We start from the raw sequence: 18,563 nt of genomic DNA on the forward strand, positions 1-18,563 counted from the left end.
ACCGCTCGCCGCGGCGAGCGATCGGCCGGAAGCCCTTACAGTGGAGTCATGTCGCCGATGGACGAATGGCATCCGTCCACCGTCGCGGACTGGTGCGACGAACGTCGACGGGACCGGTGGCGCGAAACGCGCCTCGGGTCCCACTGGAAGACGTTGCGCCGCACCAGACTGGCGTTGTTGCGGGTGGCCACGGTACTGGCGATCGTCATGGTGGCGTTCGCCCAGTACTGGGAGCATGATGTGGGACCGGAACGGGCCCGGCTGGCACTGACCGAACCGGCTCTGCTGCCGATCGCCGACCCCGCGCTTCCCGAGAAACGGGATACCGCCGTGGTCGACCTGGTCGGGCTGGGCGGGCTCAACGCGAGCGCCACCGCCGCATCGCTGCCCGCGCTGCGCCAGCTCGGCGCGGTCTGGGCCATCCGCTACGACAATCGCGGTATCGATACCGAGGTGATCGCCGACCTGGTGATCCGCGCCGCGGTGATGTCGGGTGTGCGCGATATCGTGCTGACCGGCCACAGTATGGGCGGGGTGATCGCGCTGGAGGTCGCCGAGCACATCCACACCAGCAGCGATCGCCGGCTGGTGGGTGTGATGCTGGACTGCACCCCACTCGATCTGAACGCCGTCCGCCCCGAAAGCCGTGGTCTGGGCCAGGATATGGTCCGCTGGATGGGCTGGTTGCCCGGCGCGCGGGAGAGTCGCGGGTTGCGGGTGGCCGTCGAAACCTACGCCCGGCGCGACAACTTCCTCGATCGCGGCCCGGTGCCCGGTATCCGGATGAACGAGCTGGAGACCTCGGTCGAAGAGGTGCTGCGCGACAAGATCTACAACGAGGACGTCGCGAGCAACGGGCTGATCGAAGCCCAGTTCCTGGCCATCGTGGCCGGCGGCGCGACCGACGATCTGCGGGCGATATCGCGCCCCGCGCACGGGAAACCCCGCCCCGCGATCGTTTTCATCCGGCCGCACAACGCGAGCCGGGACCGGGTGGTCGATGTCGTTTACACCCACCGGGTCTTGATCGACAAGGTCGGTGGTATCGACGGGAATCTGCTGGTGGTGAAGCCGCGCGGTACCGGGCACGCCAACCCGCGGCAGCGCCCGGCCGAATACAACAAGGTGATCGCGCAGCAGGTGCGGCCGTTCATCGAGCGCTACCAGGTGCAGATCAGCCGGATGGCGACGGCGGCTCCGGTGGCGCGGCCGCGCTGATTCCGGTGCCGAACCGGTCCGCCGCGGAGCCGGTCAGGTACCGCTGCACCGTGGGCCCGAGCCAGTCGATCACCTCCTGCCGGGTCATCACGGTGAGCGGTGGGAAGCGCAGGACGAACCGGCACAGCGCCATGCCCAGGATCTGCGAGGCCACCAGACCGGCGCGCATCGGTCCCTCCTGTGGATCGTTGCCGGTGGCCTTCAGGACCGGGCCCAGCTGGGCGGCGAAGATCGCGCGCATCCGGTCGGCGATGGCGTCGTTGGTGACCCCGGCGCGCAGCAGGATGAACAGCGTTTCGTCGCGTTCCCAGCGGTCGAGGAAGTGGGTCACCAGCGCCCGGCCCATGCGGTCCGGGGGAGCCGTGGTCAGATCCGGTAACTCGAGGTCGAATTCGGCCGCGGCCGCGAACAGCCGTTCCTTGTTCCCGAAGTAGCGCATGACCATCGCCGGGTCGATATCGGCATCCGCGGCGATGGCGCGGATAGTGGCGCGGTCGTAGCCGTCGGCGGCGAATCGCTCGCGGGCCGCGGCAAGGATCTTGTCTTTTGTCTCGGCTGCGGATCTTCTCATGTCAACAATTGTAGGCCAACAACTGTTGACAATGCTACCGGGTGGTTCTAGCGTTGATGCCAACAGTTGTTGACCTTCTGGGAAGCGCAGGTAGGAACCATGACTACAGATACAGCGGACGTCCTGGTCGTCGGGGCCGGCCCGGTCGGTCTCACCGCCGCTCTCGTCCTGAAGCAACTCGGCCACGAGGTCCTGATCGTCGACGGCCAGGCCGCCGGAGCGAACACCTCCCGCGCGGCCGTGGTCCATCCGCACACGCTGGAGATCCTCGAGCCCTACGGCGTCGTTCCGGCCCTGGTCGAGCGCGGTGTACACACCCCGGTCTTCACCATCCGCGACCGGGACCAGGTACTCATCCCGGTTCCGTTCGACGATCTGCCCACCGCCTATCCCTACACACTGATGATCTCCCAGGCCGATACCGAGAAGTTCCTGCTCGAGCGGGTCACCGAACTGGGTGTCGAGGTGCGGCGCCCGGTCACCGTGACCGCCGTGACCCAGGACGCGGACACGGTCGTCGCCACACTCGACGACGGATCGCGGATCCGGGCCCGCTACCTGGTCGGGGCCGACGGTATGCACAGCACCGTGCGCGAACAGGCGGGTATCGGATTCACCGGCGGAAGCTACGCCGAATCGTTCACCCTCGCCGATGTCCGGCTGCGCGGCGGCGTACCCCATAACGAGGTGATCCTCTACTTCTCGCCCGCCGGACTCGTGGTGGTGGCGCCGCTGCCCGACGAGATGTTCCGGGTGGTGGCCGCGGTGGACGAGGCGCCGCACGAACCGGATATCGCCTTCATCCAGCGGTTGCTCGACGAACGCGGGCCGCGCGCCGTACCGGCGGAGGTCACCGAGGTGGTGTGGGGGTCCCGGTTCCGGGTGCACCACCGGCTGGCCGATACCTACCGGCACGGGCGGATCCTGCTGGCCGGCGACGCCGCGCATGTGCATTCACCGGCCGGCGGCCAGGGTATGAATCTCGGGATCGAGGATGCCGTGACGGCGGGCCGGACACTGTCGCGGGTGCTCACGGGCGAATCCGAAAACCTGCTGGACGAGCATGCCGCCGCCCGGTATCGGACCGCGCGCGATGTCATGTCGACGGCGGGCCGGCTCACCACGGCGGGCACCGTACCGGCGGTGGCGCGCCCGGTACGCAATCTCGGCCTGCGGGCCGCGGGGCTGTCGCCCGCGGTGCGCCACCGGCTCGCACTGCGGCTGTCCGGTCTCGACCGGCGTTGATCCGATCCGTTCACGCTCGAAGGAATTTTGATGAATCTCGTCAACGACCATCAGTCCGCCAAGGTTGGTCTCACCACCCCGACCGATAACGGTTTCCTGCTCCTCGCCGCCGAGATCGGCCGGTGGGCGGGGCCGCTGCCGCTGCGTTCCGGCGCCCGCCGGCGCCTGCTGGATCACGCCGTCCGGCTGTGCCGGCAGCTCGCCGCCCGCGACGAGGTGATCGAGGCGACCGTGTTCGGCGCGGCACTGCGCCCGCCGGGGGAGGGCGGGCGGATCCTGCGCGACGCGGGAGTCCGGCCCGCCCGCTACGACGTGGTGGTGCTGGTGCGGACCCGTGACATCGCCGGCCCGGCGGCCGTCCGCACCGCGCCGGCCTGGCTCGAACTGGTCGGCCTCTTCGAGGAGCGGGCCCGCGCGGTCCATCTGGTGGCCGCGAACAGCCCGGCCCGGATCGCCGATGTGGACCACGATCGCGGCGACTGGTTCCTGTTCAACTACTTCCACTGCGCCGACCGCCGGACCGTCCTCGATGTCTGGGAATACACCGCCGGCTGGTTCCAGCGGAAGACGGCGCTGCCGAATTCGGTACCCATGCAACCGTTACCCGGCGAATCGGAGAACTACAGCCTGGTCAACCATGCCTCCTGGCCGTCGCTGCGGGTATTCCTGCCCGGGCTGGTCCTGCGGCCCAGTTTCCGCTCGTTCGTCCTGGCCAACTTCGCGGCCAACGACATCGCCGCGCAGCCGATCATCTATCGCCGGCACCGGTGACCGGCCGGGTGCCCTACGGACGGCTCGCCGACGGCGAACCGTCCCTCGACGGTCAGCCCGCGCACGCTCCGCAGGAGATGTTGATCTGGGTGGCGGTGATGGACCGGGCCCGGTCGGAGGCCATGAATGCCGCCACATTGCCGACATCGCCGAGGGAGGCGGCGCGGCCGAGCAGAGTCGCGTCGATCAGGCTCTGGCGGGCCTGCGCGGTCTCCGGGATATCCGGGAAGCTTTCCGGTATACCACCGGTCAACAGCGTGAGCACCCGGATACCGTGCGGCGCCAGATCGCACGCCCATTGCCGCCGCAACCCTTCCACCGCGTCCATACCGATCTGGACATTGCCGAGGCCGGGGCTTTTCTGCGCGGGATCGGAACCACCGAAGAACAGGATCACCCCGGACTCCTGTTTGACCATATGCCGGGCCGCGGCCTTCGAGGTGATCAGGTGGGTGGTCATCAGCGTCGCTATCGAATCGGCGATATCGCGCACCGGCAGTTCCAGCAGCGGGCCGAAATGCGCCGCCTGCGAGATGACATTGACCGAGATATCGAGGCTGCCGTGTTCGTCGACGACCGAGGCGGCGTGGTCGTTGACCGCGGACTCATCGGACGCGTCGACCACCGCCGTCTCCGCGCGACCCCCTGCCGCGCGGATCTTCCCGGCCGTCGCGTCGAGGGTAGCGGCGGTGCGGCCCACCAGATGGCAGGTCGCGCCCTCGGCGGCGAATCCGCTCGCCAAGGCCGAACCTATGGATCCGCCGGCGCCGTAGATCACCGCGGTTCTGTTCTCCAGCAACATCTCGTATCTCCTGTTCGTTCGGTGTAGCCCGACAGGAAGAACGTAAGGCGACGGTCACCGCCGTCGCATCGGTCGTATGACCGGCGTCCGGGACGGTCCGGCGCGAGCGGGTAGGTCATCGTGCGCCATCAGAGTTCGAGCCGGGCCAGTTCGATACGTCGCCCGACCCCCAGTTTCGGATACGCCCTGTAGAGATGGTGACCCACTGTTCGCGGGCTCAGGAACAACTGGGCGCCGATCTCCTTATTGCTCAATCCGGCCGCGGCCAAGCGCACCACCTGTGCTTCCTGCGGTGTCAGCCGGGCCAGCGGATCATCGTGCGGAGCGGCGGGCCGATCGCCGAGAGCGGCCAGTTCGGTCCGGCCGCGCGCTGCCCACAGCCGGGCGCCGAGCCGGTCGAAAATCTGCACCGCAGCCGCCAGCCGGGTCCGGGCATCCGTGCGGCGCCGGTGGCGGCGCAGCCATTCTCCGAACAGCAACTCGGTGCGGGCACAGTCGTACCGGCCGTCGTGGGAACTGTGGTGTGCCAGCGCGGACAGGTAGTGCTCTTCGGCATCCTCGTCCGGGCCGAGCAGCGCCCGGCTCCGGTGCATCAGGGCCAGCGCCAGCGGGCTCCCGGTCTGCCCGGCCCAATCCCGCAGGGCCGGGAAATGTTTCCGCGCCCGCGTCGGATGTCCGCCCCGCACGGCAGCCTCGATATGGTCGGGGACGGCCCGGATGAGGAAATCATGCGCGGCCGGACCGGAACAGACCTGTTCCAGCCGGATGCGGGCATCGTCGAACCGGCCGTCGCCCAGATCGGCGATCGCCAGACCCCAGATGGTGAGGGCGGCATGGGTACGGTGCCCGGCGGCCAGTACCGGAATGATCCGCTCGGCCAGATCACGACAGCGGGAAAGATCGCCGCAGGCCGCCGCCTCCCAGACCTCGATCGCGTGCAAGGCGGGTATCTCGGTGGCCATACCCAACTCGGTAGCTATCGCCAGACCTTCCGAGATCGAGGTCCGGGCCCGGTGGAAGCGGCCGCCGAGAGCCTCGGCCAACGCGACGATCTCGGCGGTGTAGGGAATCCAGGCCACCGAACCGGAGGCTCTGGACCGGGCCAGAGCGCGTTCCATGATCGCGACGGCCTCCTCGTCCCGGGCCAGCATCAGTCCACCGAACGCGGCGACGACCTCGGCCAGATAGTCGCCGGGTTCGTCGTACACCGCCCGTAACTGGCGAGTCATCGCCTCGACGGCGGACGCAGGCCGGCCGTCGAGAAAGTCCGACCAGGCGATCTGCGCGCGTACCAGCGGCGTCGAGCCGGATTCGGCGGGCAGGTCGAGTGTCCGCAGCAGATCTGCCGCGCGGGCGAGCAGCGCCGGGTCGGCAGCGTCGCGCGCGGCGCAGACGGCCTCCGCCAGAATCGGGACCGCGCGCTCGGGTTCGTGCGCCGCGACCAGTGCGGCGGCCTCCAGCGCGAGTTCGGCGTCGGTACCGGGGGAGGTCCGCTCGTATTCCACCTGAGCGCGGATATGGATCGCCTCGGCCGCGATCCCGCGGTCACGGGTGAGGGCCGTGGCCTCGGCGGCGAGCCTGGTGGCCCGGTCCGGCTTACCCGCGTCGTAGGCGGCCCGGGCGGCCAGCAGAATCCGGCGCGCCTTACGTTCCCGGTCCACGCTGAGGCGCCCGGCCCGGTCGTAGGCGGCGGAGACGGCCATGGCTCCGCCGCGATGTTCGGCGCGGCGGGCGGTGCGCTCCAGTTCCGCGGCGACCGCCTCGTCCGGCCCGCCGGTGCCCGCTGCGAGGTGCCAGGCCCGGCGATCGGAGTCACCGGCGGCGTCGAGCAGCCGGGCGAATGCCGAGTGGACGGCGAGCCGCTGATGGTGCGGTGCGTGCTGATAGGCGGCCGCCCGGATCAGCGGATGCCGGAACCGCAGCGTATCGGTGGCCATCACGATCAGTTCCGACCGCTCGGCGGGTTCGAGATCCGCGGCGTCCAGTCCGAACGCGGCGCCCACACGCAGGATCGTCGCCAGGCCCGCACCGGTATCGGCGGCGGCCACGGCGAGCATGGTGCGGGTGTTCTCGGGCAGGCTCGCGATCTGTGCCCGGAAACTCTCCTGCACCCGCCGCGCCACCGGCAGCGGCCCGACCTCGTGGCCGGGATCGGTATGCCCGGCGCGTTCCGCGGTGTACCGGGTCGTGCCGAGTTCGATAAGGGCCAGCGGGTTGCCCGCCGATTCGGCGAGAACACGGTCGCGGCTGGGTACGGTGAGGCCCGGAGCGTGCCGGGCCAGCAGTTGCGCGGCCGAATCGGCCGACAATCCGGACAATCGCAGGGTGTCGATACCCGGTGTGCCGAACGGGGCGACGGTATCGCGGACGGCGAGCAGGACGGCGATGGGGTCGGCGTGGAATCGCCGCGCGGCGAACAGCAGCGCATCCGCGGAACTCTGGTCCAGCCATTGCGCGTCGTCGCACAGCAGCAGGGTCGGTGTCTCCGCCGCCAGCTCCGCGAGCAGTGTGAGTGTCGCCGCACCCACCAGGAACCGGTTGGTCTCGGCCGCTTCCGCATAGCCCAGCGCGGCACGCAGGGCGGTCGCCTGGGGCGCCGGGAGCCGGTCCAGCCGGTCCAGATACGGATGCAACAGCAGATGCAGACCACCGAAGGCCAGTTCGGCCTCGGATTCGATCCCGGCTCCCCGGATGACCCGCATTCGGGCGGCCGTGGCGGCGACGTACTCGACCAGGGCGGATTTTCCGATTCCGGCTTCTCCGCGCACGACGAGAGCGCGGCCCCGTCCGGCGGTGGCATCCGCGATCAGGCCGTCCAGTACGGTGCGCTCCTCATCGCGCCCCACCAACATGGCGCCAGCGTAATCACCTGCGGCGCTTCGCAGCCAGCGGGCACAGGCCCTCTATCGCCGGGGCACTCGCCGGTCTACTCCGGTTCGGGTTCCGGACGGGTGAGTGGCAGCCAGACCAGGAACCGCGTATCGCCCGGATGCGATTCGACCCGGATATCCCCGCCGTGCTTGTTGACCACGATCCGGAACGAGATATCGAGGCCGAGTCCCGTCCCCTCGCCGACCGGTTTGGTGGTGAAGAACGGTTCGAAGATCCGGCCCTGCACCTCGGCCGGGATACCCGGCCCGGTATCGCCGATCTCGATCACCGCGCAATCGGCGTCGTGACGGGTCCGCACCGTCAGTGTTCCGCTGCCCTCCATGGCGTAGACCGCGTTGTCGATCAGGTTCGTCCACACCTGATTGAGTTCCGCGGCGTAGCAGGGCACTTCGGGCAGAGTACGGTCGTATTCCTTGACCACGGTGATCGAATCGCCGATCTTGCGGCTGAGCATCACCAGTGTGCTGTCGAGCAGTTCGTGCAGATCCACCACCTGGAACGGCGCCCGATCCATCTGGGAGTACTGTTTGGCCGCGTCCACCAGCGTCGAGATACGGCTCGTGGAATCGCCGATCTCGTTCATCAGCAGTTCGGTCTCGATGGTGTAGTTGAGCCAGCGGAAGGCGCCTTCCAGCACCTGCCGCTGCGACCCCTCCAGAGTGGCGGCGACCCGTTCGAGCCAGTCGGTATCGAATCCGGCCTGTACGAAATTCGGCGCGAGTTCCCAGCCGCCCGGGATCTCGTGCTCTTCGAGCCAGTCGCCGAGGACGTCCTCACGGTCGGCGGCCTCCAGCGGCGACAGCTCCGGCGCCTTGGCGACCTGCGCCGCCGCTTCCTCCTGCAACCGCACCAGGGTTTCGAGACTGGCGGTGTCGAATTTGCCCTGCGCCATCATCGCGAGCTTGTGCCGCATACCGGCCACCCGGTCGCGGAGCCCTGCGGTGGCCCGGACCGCCGCCGCGGCCGGATTGTTCAGCTCATGGGTCAGCCCCGCCGACAGGGATCCCAGCGCCAGCAGCCGCTCCCGCTGCGCGATCCGGGCATTGGTGTTGCGGTTACCGAAGAACGCGCCCTCGAGCAGATGGACCGCCATCGGGAACCAGGCGTGCATCATCTGCGAGAAGATCTGCGCGTCCAGTACGAAGAACCGGGACGGCCGGGTCACGTACAACGAGGCGCTGTAATGGGTTTCGGCGTGTTCGCCCAGGTAGGACGTCCAGGCGCCGGCATAGGAGCCGCGGTGGCCGGTGCGCGACATCTCGATTTCGCGACCCGCCGACAGTTTGGTCATCCGCACCTCCCCGTCCATCAGCACGTAGAAACAGGTGGCCGGATCGCCCTCCTGGAAAACCGGTCCCGGTTCCAGCTCTTCGATCCGGCCGTCGGCGCACAACCAGGCCAGTTGTTCGTCGTCGAGCTTCTCGAACAGGAACAGCGTCCGCAGTTCGGCGGGATCGCAGATGGTCATCGCTCACCTTCTCCTAGGCCAGATACCTGTGCACGAGCATCACCGCCATGGCGCCCTCGCCGACGGCGGAGGCCACCCGTTTCGCCGATTCGGCGTGGACGTCCCCGGCCACGAACACCCCGGGGACGCTGGTCTCCAGATGGTGGGGCGGCCGCGGCAGTTCCCAGCCGGCCGGGCGGTCACCGTCCACCAGGAGATCGGGCCCGGCCAGGACGTAGCCCGCCGGGTCGCGATGGACCACTCCGTCGAGCCATTCGGTCTGCGGGGCGGCGCCGATGAACAGGAACAGCCGTTCGGCCGGGGCCTTCTCCTCGGCGCCGGTGCGGTTGTTGCGCAGGACGATCGTGTGCAGATGATCCGCGCCGTCGACGGCGACCACCTCGGTCTCGACGTGCACCTGAATATTCGGCACCTGCTCGATCTGCTGGATCAGGTAGTAGGACATCGACTTCTCGAGCGAATCCGCCCGGACGACCAGATGGACGGTGCGGGCGTTTCGGGACAGGAACATGGCCGCCTGCCCCGCCGAATTCGCCCCGCCGACGATGTAGACGTCCTGGTCGGCGCATTCGGCCGCCTCCGTCATCGCCGAACCGTAATAGACGCCGCGGCCGGTGTATTCGTCCACTCCGGGCGCCGGATGGCGGCGATAGTCGACGCCGGTGGCGATGATGACCGTATGCGCCGACAGGTTGCCGCCGTCGGCGAAGCGCACCCCGCGGGCCGAACCGTTCACCTCCAGCCCCACCACATCCCGGGTGGTGACGACCTCGGCGCCGAATTTCGCCGCCTGCCGGCGGGCCCGGTCGGCCAGTTGCGAGCCGGACAGGCCGTCGGGAAAGCCCAGGTAGTTCTCGATCCGGGAGCTCTGCCCGGCCTGACCGCCGGTGGCGGTCCGTTCGACCAGGACCGTGCGCAACCCCTCGGAGGCGCCGTAGACCGCGGCGCCCAGTCCCGCCGGACCACCGCCGACGACGATCAGATCGTAGAAATCACCGGACGGCTGGGTGCTCAGGCCCACGCTCTGCGCGAGTTCGCCGTCGCTGGGCTGGATGAGGGCCTGTCCCTCCTGCGTGATCACCACCGGGCACCGGTGCGGGTCGGCGCCGGCGGCCTCGAGCAACCGCGCGCCCTCGGGTTCCTCGGCGGCGAACCAGCGGTACGGCAGCTGATTGCGGGCCAGGAATTCACGCACCTGCGACGACCGGGGCGACCACCGATTGCCCACGACCTTCGTACCGTGCACCGGCCGGTGGTCGCTGCTGCGCCAGGCGTCGAGCAGCGTATCCAGGACCGGGTAGAGCTTCTCCTCCGGCGGATCCCAGGGCTTGAGCAGATAGTGGTCGAGATCGACGACATTGATCGCGTCGATGGCGGCATTGGTGTCGGCATAGGCGGTCAGCAGCACCCGGCGCGCGTAGGGGTGCAGGTCCATGGCCTGTTCGAGGAATTCGATACCGTCCATACCCGGCATCCGGAAATCGGCGATGAGCACCGCGACCGATTGTCCGCGCAGTTTCATCTCGCGCAGGGCCTCGAGCGCCTGCGGCCCGGACTCCGCCCGCAGGATCCGGTAGTCGGCGCCGTAACGGCGCCGCAGATCGCGGACCACGGCCCGAGAGACCCCGGGATCGTCGTCGACGCTCAGAATGGCGGGTTTGGCGGCAGTCGGGGAGCTCACTCCGACGAGTATGCCCCGCTTTACGGTGCGGCGGCAGTCGCCGCCGGATTTGCCCGGTCGCCGCCGATTCCCGGAGTGCGGCCGTCCGCCGAGGAGAACGGCGCCGTCGGCAACGGATCGGTGTGTTTGCCACCGCTCTGTGCGGGTAGTTGCCCAGATGTAGCTGTGCGGGGTTTCCCGGCTCGGGACGTCCAGGACGGCTACGGAGATGAGCCGACGCCGTGACCGATGCGAACTTCCGCAGGACCGGAAGCGACGAGCACACCGAGCGGCGGATGACCGACCGCCTGCAGGGGCCGGCCGGCCCCCGGACACCGGGTCCGGAGGTACCCGCCGCTCGATTCGCCGACCGCGCATCGGAGGACAAGCGAGGAGGAACCATGGCTCAGCATGTCGAGGATCTGATCGGAGACGCCGTCTACGACCTGGGCGGCGCGAAGATCGGCAAGGTGAAACGGGTCTATGTCGACAACACCTCCGGTGCGCCCACCTGGGCCGCGGTGAGCACGGGGATGTTCAGCGAGGACTCGCTCGTGCCGCTGGCGGGCGCGCAGGTGCGCCACGGCGCCCACGAACTCCAGGTCCGGGTCCGCAAGGAATCGGTGAAGTCGGCTCCACATCTGGCGCACGACGGGTTGATCACCCAGGAGTCGGAGGAGGAACTGTTCGTCCACTACGGCATCGATCGGGGACCCACCGGCCAGGATTACGGCCGGCACGCCGAAACGACCGGAACGGCCGGCCCCGCGGCCGGTGCCACCGGCGGGCTCGCGGGGCTCGCCGCCGATACACCCGCGACCGGAGAGCGGGTCACCACCGGGGAGGGGACCGCGCGGATGCCCGCGAGCCCCGAACCCAGGGAGAAGCCCGAAGCTCCGCTGACGGCGGAGCGCCCGGCGGCCCCACTGCCTTCCACGCATTCGGATTCGCTGATCCGATCGGAGGAGCACCTGAACATCGGGACCGAGGAACGGGTGGTGGGCCGGGCGCGGCTGCGGAAGTACGTGGTCACCGAGGAACAGACGATCACCGTCCCGGTCACGCACGAGGAAGTGCATATCGAACGCGAACCCATCACCGATCCGTCCTCGGTGACCTCCCACTTCGGCGACGAGCAGCAGGAGGTGACGCTGCACGCCGAACATGTGACCGTGACCAAGGAATCCGTACCGGTGGAACGGGTGCGTCTCGCGGTCGACGAGGTCGAGGACGAGGAAACGATCTCCGATACCGTCCGGAAGGAGCGGATCGAAACAGAAGGAATCGATCGCGACGATATGCGTCGCTGACCGCACGGCACCGAGGGCCCGGGATCCGGTATCCCGGGCCCTCGGCTGCGTTGGGTCCGGCATGCTCCGACCCGGACGCGCCACCGGACCAGCGGTGTGCGGCCGAAATACGTGCGCAGGCCCCCGAGTGGTCGTTCCGGCACACGGCGGTGTCGGCGCCGCGCGCGGCCGGATCGGCGTTAATCTGCAGGTGCGTGCCGTCACGGCACGGTACCCGGCTCGCGGTTTCCGAGGTGAGGGGTCGTTTCATGCGTTGTGTGGTGTTCGGGGCCACCGGGTATCTCGGCGGCCGGTTGGTGCCGGAACTGCTGCGGGCGGGTCATTCGGTACGCGTGCTGGCCCGGACCCCGGGAAAACTCGCGGATACGCCCTGGTGCGAGCAGGTCGAGATCATGCGCGGCGATGTCACGGTCGAGGCGGACGTCCGCGCCGCGCTGGCCGGCTGCCAGGTGCTGTACTACCTGGTGCACTCGCTGACCCGGTCGGATTTCGACGAGGTCGACCGGCAGGCGGCGACGCTGGTCGCGCGCGAAGCGGAAGCGGCCGGACTGGACCGTATCGTCTATCTCGGCGGGATCGCCCCCGCGGGCCAGGAACTGTCCCGGCACCTGTCCTCGCGGGCGGAGGTGGGCCGGATCCTGCTCGACGGCGGGGTCCCGGCGCTGGTGTTCCAGGCCGCGGTGGTGATCGGCTCCGGATCGGCCAGCTTCGAGATGCTGCGCTACCTCACCGAACGGTTGCCGATGATGGTCACCCCGCGGTGGGTGCGCTCCCGAATCCAGCCGATCGCCGTCCGCGACGTGCTCTACTACCTCACCCGGGCCGCGGAGTTGCCCGCCGCGGTGACCGGCGCCTTCGATATCGGGGGCCCGGATGTGGTCACCTATGAGCAGATGATGCGCGAGTACGCCGAGGTCGCCGGACTGCCGCGGCGGATCATCGTGCCGGTGCCGGTGCTGACGCCGTGGTTGTCGGCGCAATGGGTGAACCTCGTGACGCCGGTACCCCGGGCGATCGCCGTTCCGCTGATGGAATCGCTGGTCAACGATGTGGTCTGCGCCGAACACGAGATCGCGGCCCATATTCCCGATCCCGATCCCGGTCTCATCGGCTACCGGCGGGCCGTGGAACTGGCGCTGACCAGAATCCGGAATCTCGATGTACCGACCCGCTGGTCGGACGCCGATCCGGTGGGCGCGGAACCGTCGCAACCGCTGCCCACCGATCCGGAATGGTCGGGCGGATCGCTCTACCAGGACCTCCGCGAACGTCGCACCACCGCGGATCCGGCCGCGCTGTGGGCCGTGATCGAGGCGATCGGCGGCGAGCACGGCTGGTACTCGTTTCCGCTCGCGTGGTCGCTGCGCGGCTGGCTGGACCGGCTGGCCGGCGGGGTCGGGCTGCGCCGGGGGCGTCGCGATCCGCAGCGGCTCCGGGAGGGTGAAGCGCTGGACTGGTGGCGGGTGGAGCGGATCGAACGGCCCACCCTGCTGCGGTTGCGGGCCGAGATGCGCCTGCCCGGCCGGGCCTGGCTCGAGTTGTGTGTGGGGACCGATGCGCGGGGCACGGTCTACCGGCAGCGCGCGGTGTTCGAACCGCACGGTCTGGCCGGGCATCTGTACTGGAAGTCGATCGTTCCGTTCCACGCCGTGATATTCGGCGGGATGACACGCAATATCACCGGCGCCGCCGAATCGAAGGCGGGTGGCGGCGCCGAACGGTCGGTGCGCGCCCGTCTGGCCCGGACGCTCGGCCGCGGCGCGACATAACGGCCCGGCGAACTGTCGGACCCCGTGGTTACCCTCGCCGTATGTCGCTGGCATGGTTGCGTTCCCACGCGGTGGCCTGGTCGCTGCCGCGGACCCCCGGCTCGCTCGCCGAGGTCCTCGCCGAAATGGAGTTCGTGCAGGCGGATCCGATCCGGTCTCCCGCCCGGGCGCAGGACCTGATCCTGCGCCAGCGGGTCCGCGGCTACCGGGCCGGTGATCTCGATCGCCGCTATCGCGCACTCGGCATCGACGAAGATCTCGTCTACGCCTACGGCTACACCGTTCCCGCGCTGCGCCCCATCCTGCACCCCCGCGTCCATCCGAAGGCGCGCGACGGTGCCTTCCCGCACGACTCGCGCACGGCCGACGTCCTCGCCTTCGTCCGGGACCGGGGAGTGGTGCATCCCCGGGATCTACAAGCGCATTTCGGCCACCGCGGCGTCGTCAACGCCTGGGGTGGGACCTCCTCGGCCACGACAATGGCCCTCGAGGAACTCCATCGCTACGGGCTGCTGCGGGTCGCCGACCGGGTATCCGGTATCCGCCGGTACGAGACCGTGCCCGAACCCGAGCATATTCTCGATCCGGCCGAACGCCGTCGCCTGCTCGCCCTCCGGATCGCCCGGACGTTCGCCCCCGCCGCCGAGCCCACTCTCGCCGCCACGGTGAACCGCGCCCTCCGCTCGATCGGTGGCGCGACCGGTTCGGCCACCCTGCGCGAACTCCTCGCCGCCGGCGATCTGTCGGCCACCGTCGTGGACGGCGTGCGCTATCTGTGGCCCGCCGATCTGCCTCCCGCCGACCGGGACGCCCCGGCCCGCGTCCGCTTCCTGGCCCCCTTCGACCCGCTGGTCTGGGACCGCCGCCGCTTCGGCCGGATCTGGGGCTGGGACTACCGCTTCGAGGCCTACACCCCGGTCGCCAAGCGGGTCCGCGGCTACTACGCCATGCCGATGCTGTGGCGCGACAGGGTGATCGGCTGGGCCACCTGCGCCGGACCCGGCACCGAGGTGGAGGTGGGTTTCGTCGACAGCCCGCCGAAGGGCAAGGCCTTCACCTCTGCCCTCGAGGCCGAGAAACGCCGCCTGCAGAGCTTCCTGGGCGGGTCCGGGCAAGGCCCGTGATCCTGCGACCTCGACAGTCTCGTAAAGGCATGTGTAACCAGGTGTTTCGCCTATTTCCCGCGTAACGACCCACTCTCGACGCTCGATGTGCGTGTGACACATAGCACGTTTGAATTGTGAGTAGAGGTGGGTCGATGACGTCTCCGTTGTTGTCAAAAGGGCAGAATCTGCCGTTGCCGGGCGATATCGTGCAGATCGACGTGGTACTGGGCTGGACCGAATCCGAGATCGAGGTCGACGCGTCGGCCCTGCTTCTCGACCGAACCGGAAAGGTCCGATCGGACGCGGATTTCGTTTTCTACAACCAGCCGGAGTCCGCGGACGGATCGGTGCGATTTCTCGGAGTGGGGGCCACCGAGGCGGGTGCTCAGGCTCGGCTCGCGCTGGACCTGTCGGCGGTGCCCGACGATGTGTGCACCATCGCCCTGGCAGGCAGCCTCACCGCCGGTACATTCGGCGATCTCGGCAAGCTGGCGTTCCGGGTGGTCGATGCGGCAGGCATGCTGCTGGCGGAGTATCTGACCGCCGATGCCGTCACCGAGTCTGCGTTCGTATTCGGCGAGGTGTACCGCCGTGCCGGCGTCTGGAAGGTCCGTGCCGTCGGACAGGGCTGGGACACCGGGCTCGCCGGTCTCGCGACGGACTTCGGCGTGGCGATAGACGATCAGCAGGAGAGTTCCGCTGAGTCCGGCGACGAGCACGGACCGGGCGAGCCGGAGGAACCGCCGGCTCCGGTTGCGGCCGTGCCTGCCGACGCCGCTGTTCCCACGAACGGACATCCCGGCGAACGGCATCCACGATCGTCGGCTTCGGTTGGCGGCGTTCGCACCACGAAGCGTGTCGTACGCCGGACCAAACCGGTCGAATTCGTGCTGGCGGAGAGCGATACCTGGCAGCCGGCCCGCCTGTTTTCGGTGGCCGGTGTCGGAGCCGGAGACGAACAGGAGCGCCGGGCCACCTCGGCACTGGTGGCAACGATGCAGGCGGTGCGCCCGTTCGCACGGGCATTGTGCGCCAAGATGGGTGCGCCTGCCGGAGCATTCGAAGGGTATTTCGAAGTCCAATACGACCGGGGAGACAGCCGTGTCGTACCCGACGCGGTATTCCGAGTGGCCCGGGGTGGCCGGGTGTGGACCGGTCTTCTGGAGGTCAAGACAGGCAACGGCAAGCTGCGACGAGAACAGCTCGAGAGTTATCTCGATGTCGCGCGGAAGAAGAAATACGACGCCGTGGTCAGCCTGTCCAACGACATCCCGGCAGGGGCAGGGGAACTGCCGGTAGAGGTGGATCGCCGCAAGCTGGCAAAGGTCGCGCTCAGGCATCTGTCGTGGGCGGAGGTTTCACATGAGGCCCGCCGTCTGCTCACTCACGGCGGTGTGGACGATCCGCTGCAGATATGGTTGCTCGGCGAGTTCCTGCGCTATCTGAACCATCCACGGTCGGGAGCCGCGGAATTCGTCGATATGGGCCGGCACTGGGTTGCGGTCCGTGACAGCGTGACAACCGGGACTCTGCGAAGCGGTGACCAGAAGGCCGCGGCAGTGGCCGAGCGCTGGGTCTCACTGTCACGGCACCTCGCATTGCGAATGACCGCGGAACTCGGTGTCACCGTCAAGCACGTCTTGCCCCGACGTCACACCACGGATCCGGCCGCCCGCAACACGGCGGTGGCAGAGCGCCTCGCGACCGACGGTGTTTTCGAGTCGGTGCTGCGAATCCCGGATACGGCGGGTGATCTCGTGGTGGTCGCCGACGTACGCACGAACAAGGTCCGCTGCCGTGTGACGGTCGCGGCACCGAGTGAGGGAACTGCGTCCAGGAGGATCGTCTGGCTGCTGCGGCAACTGGAGCAGGCGCCGGGTTCGCTGCGGGTCGAAGCCACGTTCTCCGAGCGCGGAGAACAGACCTGCGAACATCTGTCCACGGTCCGCGAGAATCCCAAGGCCCTCACCGCCGGGCGTTCGGGCGAGATAGTCTCCTTCTCCCTGGAGGAGAGCTTTCCGATGGGCAGTAGGCGCTCCGGGGCCGCCGCCGGATTCATCGCCAGTGTGACATCCTCGGTCGACACCTTCTACGGTGCCGTTGTCCAGCCGTTGCGGGAGTGGACTCCCGCCGCACCGAAGCAGGCGGGTCAGGTGCCGGCTGCCATGGATGAGCCGGTCGCTGGATGACCTGCCAGGGAACACGGGACGCGTCCGCGGCCCGGTCCGAGAGCCGGTTGGGCGGGTCGAGGACGGTCCGGATCAGGTGAAGGCGAGCCAGGCCGCCAGCCCGGCCCCGCACAGCGCGACCCCGATACGCATCGCGCCGGGGTGCAGGCGGGCGACCAGTGGTGGTCCGAACCAGCCTCCGGCGAAAGCGCCGATACCCATACCGGCCGCGGCGAGCCAGTGCACCGGGCCGAAGACGGCGAAGCCGATCGCGGCGACGAGATTCGCGGCGCCGGTGAGCACGCTTTTCAGGATGCTGGCGCGCCAGATCGTCTCGGAGGTGCACACCAGGATCAGGGCCAGGAACATGACCCCGACACCGGCGCCGAAGTAGCCGCCGTAGAGCCCGACCGCCACCGTCGCGAGCGGGTAGAGCCGGGGGAACGATCGGCCGCCGGCGAGTTCGCGGAGTTTCGGCTGGAGCAGCAGACCGGCGGAGGCCGCGGCGATGAGTACCGGGACCACGGCCTCGAAAACCTCCGAGGAGGTGGTGAGGAGCAGGGCGGCGCCGCCGATCCCGCCGAGGGCGGCGCACGCCGCGTGCAGCAGTAGTGCGCGCGGATTACCGCCGACGGCCGCTCCCGCCTTGGCGGTGGAGCCGGCGCCGACGGCGACCATGGCCACCGTATTGGTCACATTGGCCGAGACCGGGGAGAGCCCGGCGGCCAGAAGTGCCGGATAGGAGATCAGGGACGCGATTCCGGTGACGTATCCGACGAGTCCGGCGAAGAATCCGGCGACCGTGACGAGGCAGAAGGTGAGGACGGTCAACGGGCGTGGGTCTCCTGGTCGGCGGCGGGTGGGCCGCTGCCGGGGGCGGCCCGAGGGGGTCTGGGCGCCTCGGTGATACCGGAGAGCGGCCGGATCGGAGCCGTCGACGACCAGCACGCAGCATAACGGTCGTACGAATTGACCGGTCACGCGGCCGGGGATCCTCCAGTTTGCGACTGATTCGAAAAATGTCTCATTCAGGGCTTGAACTCGGCGGCGAAGTGCGGAATACCTAATAGGTGAGTGGCGATGTCGCGACAGCGCGCGGCACGGGATCGAAGGAGACAACTGTGCGCACATTCACCGGCAAGGACGAAGTTCTCGGCGCAGTGGGTGAAACCCTGGGTACCAGCGATTGGGTGGAGGTCACCCAGCGGATGGTCGACCAGTTCGCCGAGGCCACCGGCGACCACCAGTGGATCCATGTCGATGTGGAACGGGCGAAGCGGGAGAGCCCGTTCGGCGGGCCCATCGCGCACGGGTACCTGACCCTGTCGTTGCTGCCGCTGCTGGGGTCGCAGATCTTCGCGTTCGAGAACGCGAAGCTCGGCATCAACTACGGCTCGAACAAGGTCCGCTTTCCCAGTCCGGTGCCGGTGGGCGCCAAGGTGCGGTCGACCGCGGTGCTCGCGAACGCCGAGGAAGTGGGCGGCGGCGCGCTGCAGCTGGTGGTGCAGCACACCGTCGAGATCGACGGCGCCGCGAAACCGGCGTTGATCGCCGAGGCGGTGAGCCGGGTCGTTTTCTGACCG

Annotated in this window: 14 protein-coding genes; 8 read left to right on the forward strand and 6 right to left on the reverse strand. The window is 68.9% G+C overall.

Going from position 1 to position 18,563, the window contains the following annotated elements:
- The first annotated feature begins 48 nt into the window (after window positions 1–48).
- Window positions 49–1,218 (forward strand): alpha/beta fold hydrolase, encoded by a 1,170-nt coding sequence (locus ACZ6SF_RS06050; RefSeq protein WP_466060862.1) that lies wholly within the window; start codon window positions 49–51, stop codon window positions 1,216–1,218.
- Here the strand turns inward: ACZ6SF_RS06050 and ACZ6SF_RS06055 are convergent.
- Window positions 1,175–1,789: a TetR/AcrR family transcriptional regulator gene (locus tag ACZ6SF_RS06055; protein ID WP_466060863.1), complete on the reverse strand. Its 615-nt coding sequence runs from the start codon at window positions 1,787–1,789 to the stop codon at window positions 1,175–1,177. The genes ACZ6SF_RS06050 and ACZ6SF_RS06055 overlap by 44 nt on opposite strands.
- A gap of 99 nt (window positions 1,790–1,888) precedes the next feature.
- Here ACZ6SF_RS06055 and ACZ6SF_RS06060 point away from each other — a divergent pair, with 99 nt between their 5' ends.
- Window positions 1,889–3,034 carry an FAD-dependent oxidoreductase gene (locus tag ACZ6SF_RS06060; RefSeq protein ID WP_466060864.1) on the forward strand — a complete coding sequence of 382 codons (1,146 nt, stop codon included), beginning with the start codon at window positions 1,889–1,891 and terminating at the stop codon, window positions 3,032–3,034.
- Window positions 3,035–3,064: 30 nt separating this feature from the next.
- The gene (locus ACZ6SF_RS06065; protein ID WP_466060865.1) at window positions 3,065–3,805 is read left to right on the forward strand and encodes a hypothetical protein; all 741 of its coding nucleotides are present in this window, start codon (window positions 3,065–3,067) and stop codon (window positions 3,803–3,805) included.
- 52 nt (window positions 3,806–3,857) lie between these two features.
- On the opposite strand, the gene ACZ6SF_RS06070 is transcribed toward ACZ6SF_RS06065, so the two are convergent.
- From ACZ6SF_RS06070 to ACZ6SF_RS06085, 4 genes are all read right to left on the reverse strand, one after another.
- Window positions 3,858–4,607: an SDR family NAD(P)-dependent oxidoreductase gene (locus ACZ6SF_RS06070; protein ID WP_466060866.1), complete on the reverse strand. Its 750-nt coding sequence runs from the start codon at window positions 4,605–4,607 to the stop codon at window positions 3,858–3,860.
- A gap of 128 nt (window positions 4,608–4,735) precedes the next feature.
- Complete coding sequence (locus ACZ6SF_RS06075) at window positions 4,736–7,459, reverse strand: helix-turn-helix transcriptional regulator (protein WP_466060867.1); 2,724 nt, start codon at window positions 7,457–7,459, stop codon at window positions 4,736–4,738.
- Window positions 7,460–7,533: 74 nt separating this feature from the next.
- Complete coding sequence (locus tag ACZ6SF_RS06080; protein WP_466060868.1) at window positions 7,534–8,967, reverse strand: ATP-binding protein; 1,434 nt, start codon at window positions 8,965–8,967, stop codon at window positions 7,534–7,536.
- Window positions 8,968–8,980: 13 nt separating this feature from the next.
- Window positions 8,981–10,648, reverse strand: coding sequence for an NAD(P)/FAD-dependent oxidoreductase (locus ACZ6SF_RS06085; protein WP_466060869.1), 1,668 nt, complete (start codon window positions 10,646–10,648; stop codon window positions 8,981–8,983).
- 380 nt (window positions 10,649–11,028) lie between these two features.
- Between ACZ6SF_RS06085 and ACZ6SF_RS06090 the strand changes: the two genes are divergently transcribed.
- The 4 genes from ACZ6SF_RS06090 to ACZ6SF_RS06105 all read left to right on the forward strand — a co-directional run bounded on the left by ACZ6SF_RS06090 (window position 11,029) and on the right by ACZ6SF_RS06105 (window position 17,001).
- Window positions 11,029–11,937 carry a DUF2382 domain-containing protein gene (locus tag ACZ6SF_RS06090; protein ID WP_466060870.1) on the forward strand — a complete coding sequence of 303 codons (909 nt, stop codon included), beginning with the start codon at window positions 11,029–11,031 and terminating at the stop codon, window positions 11,935–11,937.
- A 248-nt stretch (window positions 11,938–12,185) separates the two neighbouring features.
- Window positions 12,186–13,706 (forward strand): SDR family oxidoreductase, encoded by a 1,521-nt coding sequence (locus ACZ6SF_RS06095; RefSeq protein ID WP_466060871.1) that lies wholly within the window; start codon window positions 12,186–12,188, stop codon window positions 13,704–13,706.
- A 41-nt stretch (window positions 13,707–13,747) separates the two neighbouring features.
- The gene (locus ACZ6SF_RS06100; RefSeq protein ID WP_466060872.1) at window positions 13,748–14,830 is read left to right on the forward strand and encodes a DNA glycosylase AlkZ-like family protein; all 1,083 of its coding nucleotides are present in this window, start codon (window positions 13,748–13,750) and stop codon (window positions 14,828–14,830) included.
- A 134-nt stretch (window positions 14,831–14,964) separates the two neighbouring features.
- A complete protein-coding gene (locus tag ACZ6SF_RS06105; RefSeq protein ID WP_466060873.1) occupies window positions 14,965–17,001 on the forward strand; it encodes a TerD family protein in 2,037 nt (678 codons plus the stop codon).
- A gap of 72 nt (window positions 17,002–17,073) precedes the next feature.
- On the opposite strand, the gene ACZ6SF_RS06110 is transcribed toward ACZ6SF_RS06105, so the two are convergent.
- Window positions 17,074–17,811, reverse strand: coding sequence for a sulfite exporter TauE/SafE family protein (locus ACZ6SF_RS06110; protein ID WP_466060874.1), 738 nt, complete (start codon window positions 17,809–17,811; stop codon window positions 17,074–17,076).
- Window positions 17,812–18,101: 290 nt separating this feature from the next.
- Here ACZ6SF_RS06110 and ACZ6SF_RS06115 point away from each other — a divergent pair, with 290 nt between their 5' ends.
- Window positions 18,102–18,560 carry a MaoC family dehydratase gene (locus ACZ6SF_RS06115; RefSeq protein ID WP_466060875.1) on the forward strand — a complete coding sequence of 153 codons (459 nt, stop codon included), beginning with the start codon at window positions 18,102–18,104 and terminating at the stop codon, window positions 18,558–18,560.
- Window positions 18,561–18,563 lie beyond the last annotated feature (3 nt).

This window comes from Nocardia sp. NPDC049935 (assembly GCF_055586645.1).

Coding starts and splice junctions, on each gene's coding strand:
- ACZ6SF_RS06050 (WP_466060862.1), top strand. CDS start 49: ATGTCGCCGATGGACGAATGGCATCCGTCCACCGTCGCGGACTGGTGC.
- ACZ6SF_RS06055 (WP_466060863.1), bottom strand. CDS start 1,789: ATGAGAAGATCCGCAGCCGAGACAAAAGACAAGATCCTTGCCGCGGCC.
- ACZ6SF_RS06060 (WP_466060864.1), top strand. CDS start 1,889: ATGACTACAGATACAGCGGACGTCCTGGTCGTCGGGGCCGGCCCGGTC.
- ACZ6SF_RS06065 (WP_466060865.1), top strand. CDS start 3,065: ATGAATCTCGTCAACGACCATCAGTCCGCCAAGGTTGGTCTCACCACC.
- ACZ6SF_RS06070 (WP_466060866.1), bottom strand. CDS start 4,607: ATGTTGCTGGAGAACAGAACCGCGGTGATCTACGGCGCCGGCGGATCC.
- ACZ6SF_RS06075 (WP_466060867.1), bottom strand. CDS start 7,459: ATGTTGGTGGGGCGCGATGAGGAGCGCACCGTACTGGACGGCCTGATC.
- ACZ6SF_RS06080 (WP_466060868.1), bottom strand. CDS start 8,967: ATGACCATCTGCGATCCCGCCGAACTGCGGACGCTGTTCCTGTTCGAG.
- ACZ6SF_RS06090 (WP_466060870.1), top strand. CDS start 11,029: ATGGCTCAGCATGTCGAGGATCTGATCGGAGACGCCGTCTACGACCTG.
- ACZ6SF_RS06095 (WP_466060871.1), top strand. CDS start 12,186: ATGCGTTGTGTGGTGTTCGGGGCCACCGGGTATCTCGGCGGCCGGTTG.
- ACZ6SF_RS06100 (WP_466060872.1), top strand. CDS start 13,748: ATGTCGCTGGCATGGTTGCGTTCCCACGCGGTGGCCTGGTCGCTGCCG.
- ACZ6SF_RS06105 (WP_466060873.1), top strand. CDS start 14,965: ATGACGTCTCCGTTGTTGTCAAAAGGGCAGAATCTGCCGTTGCCGGGC.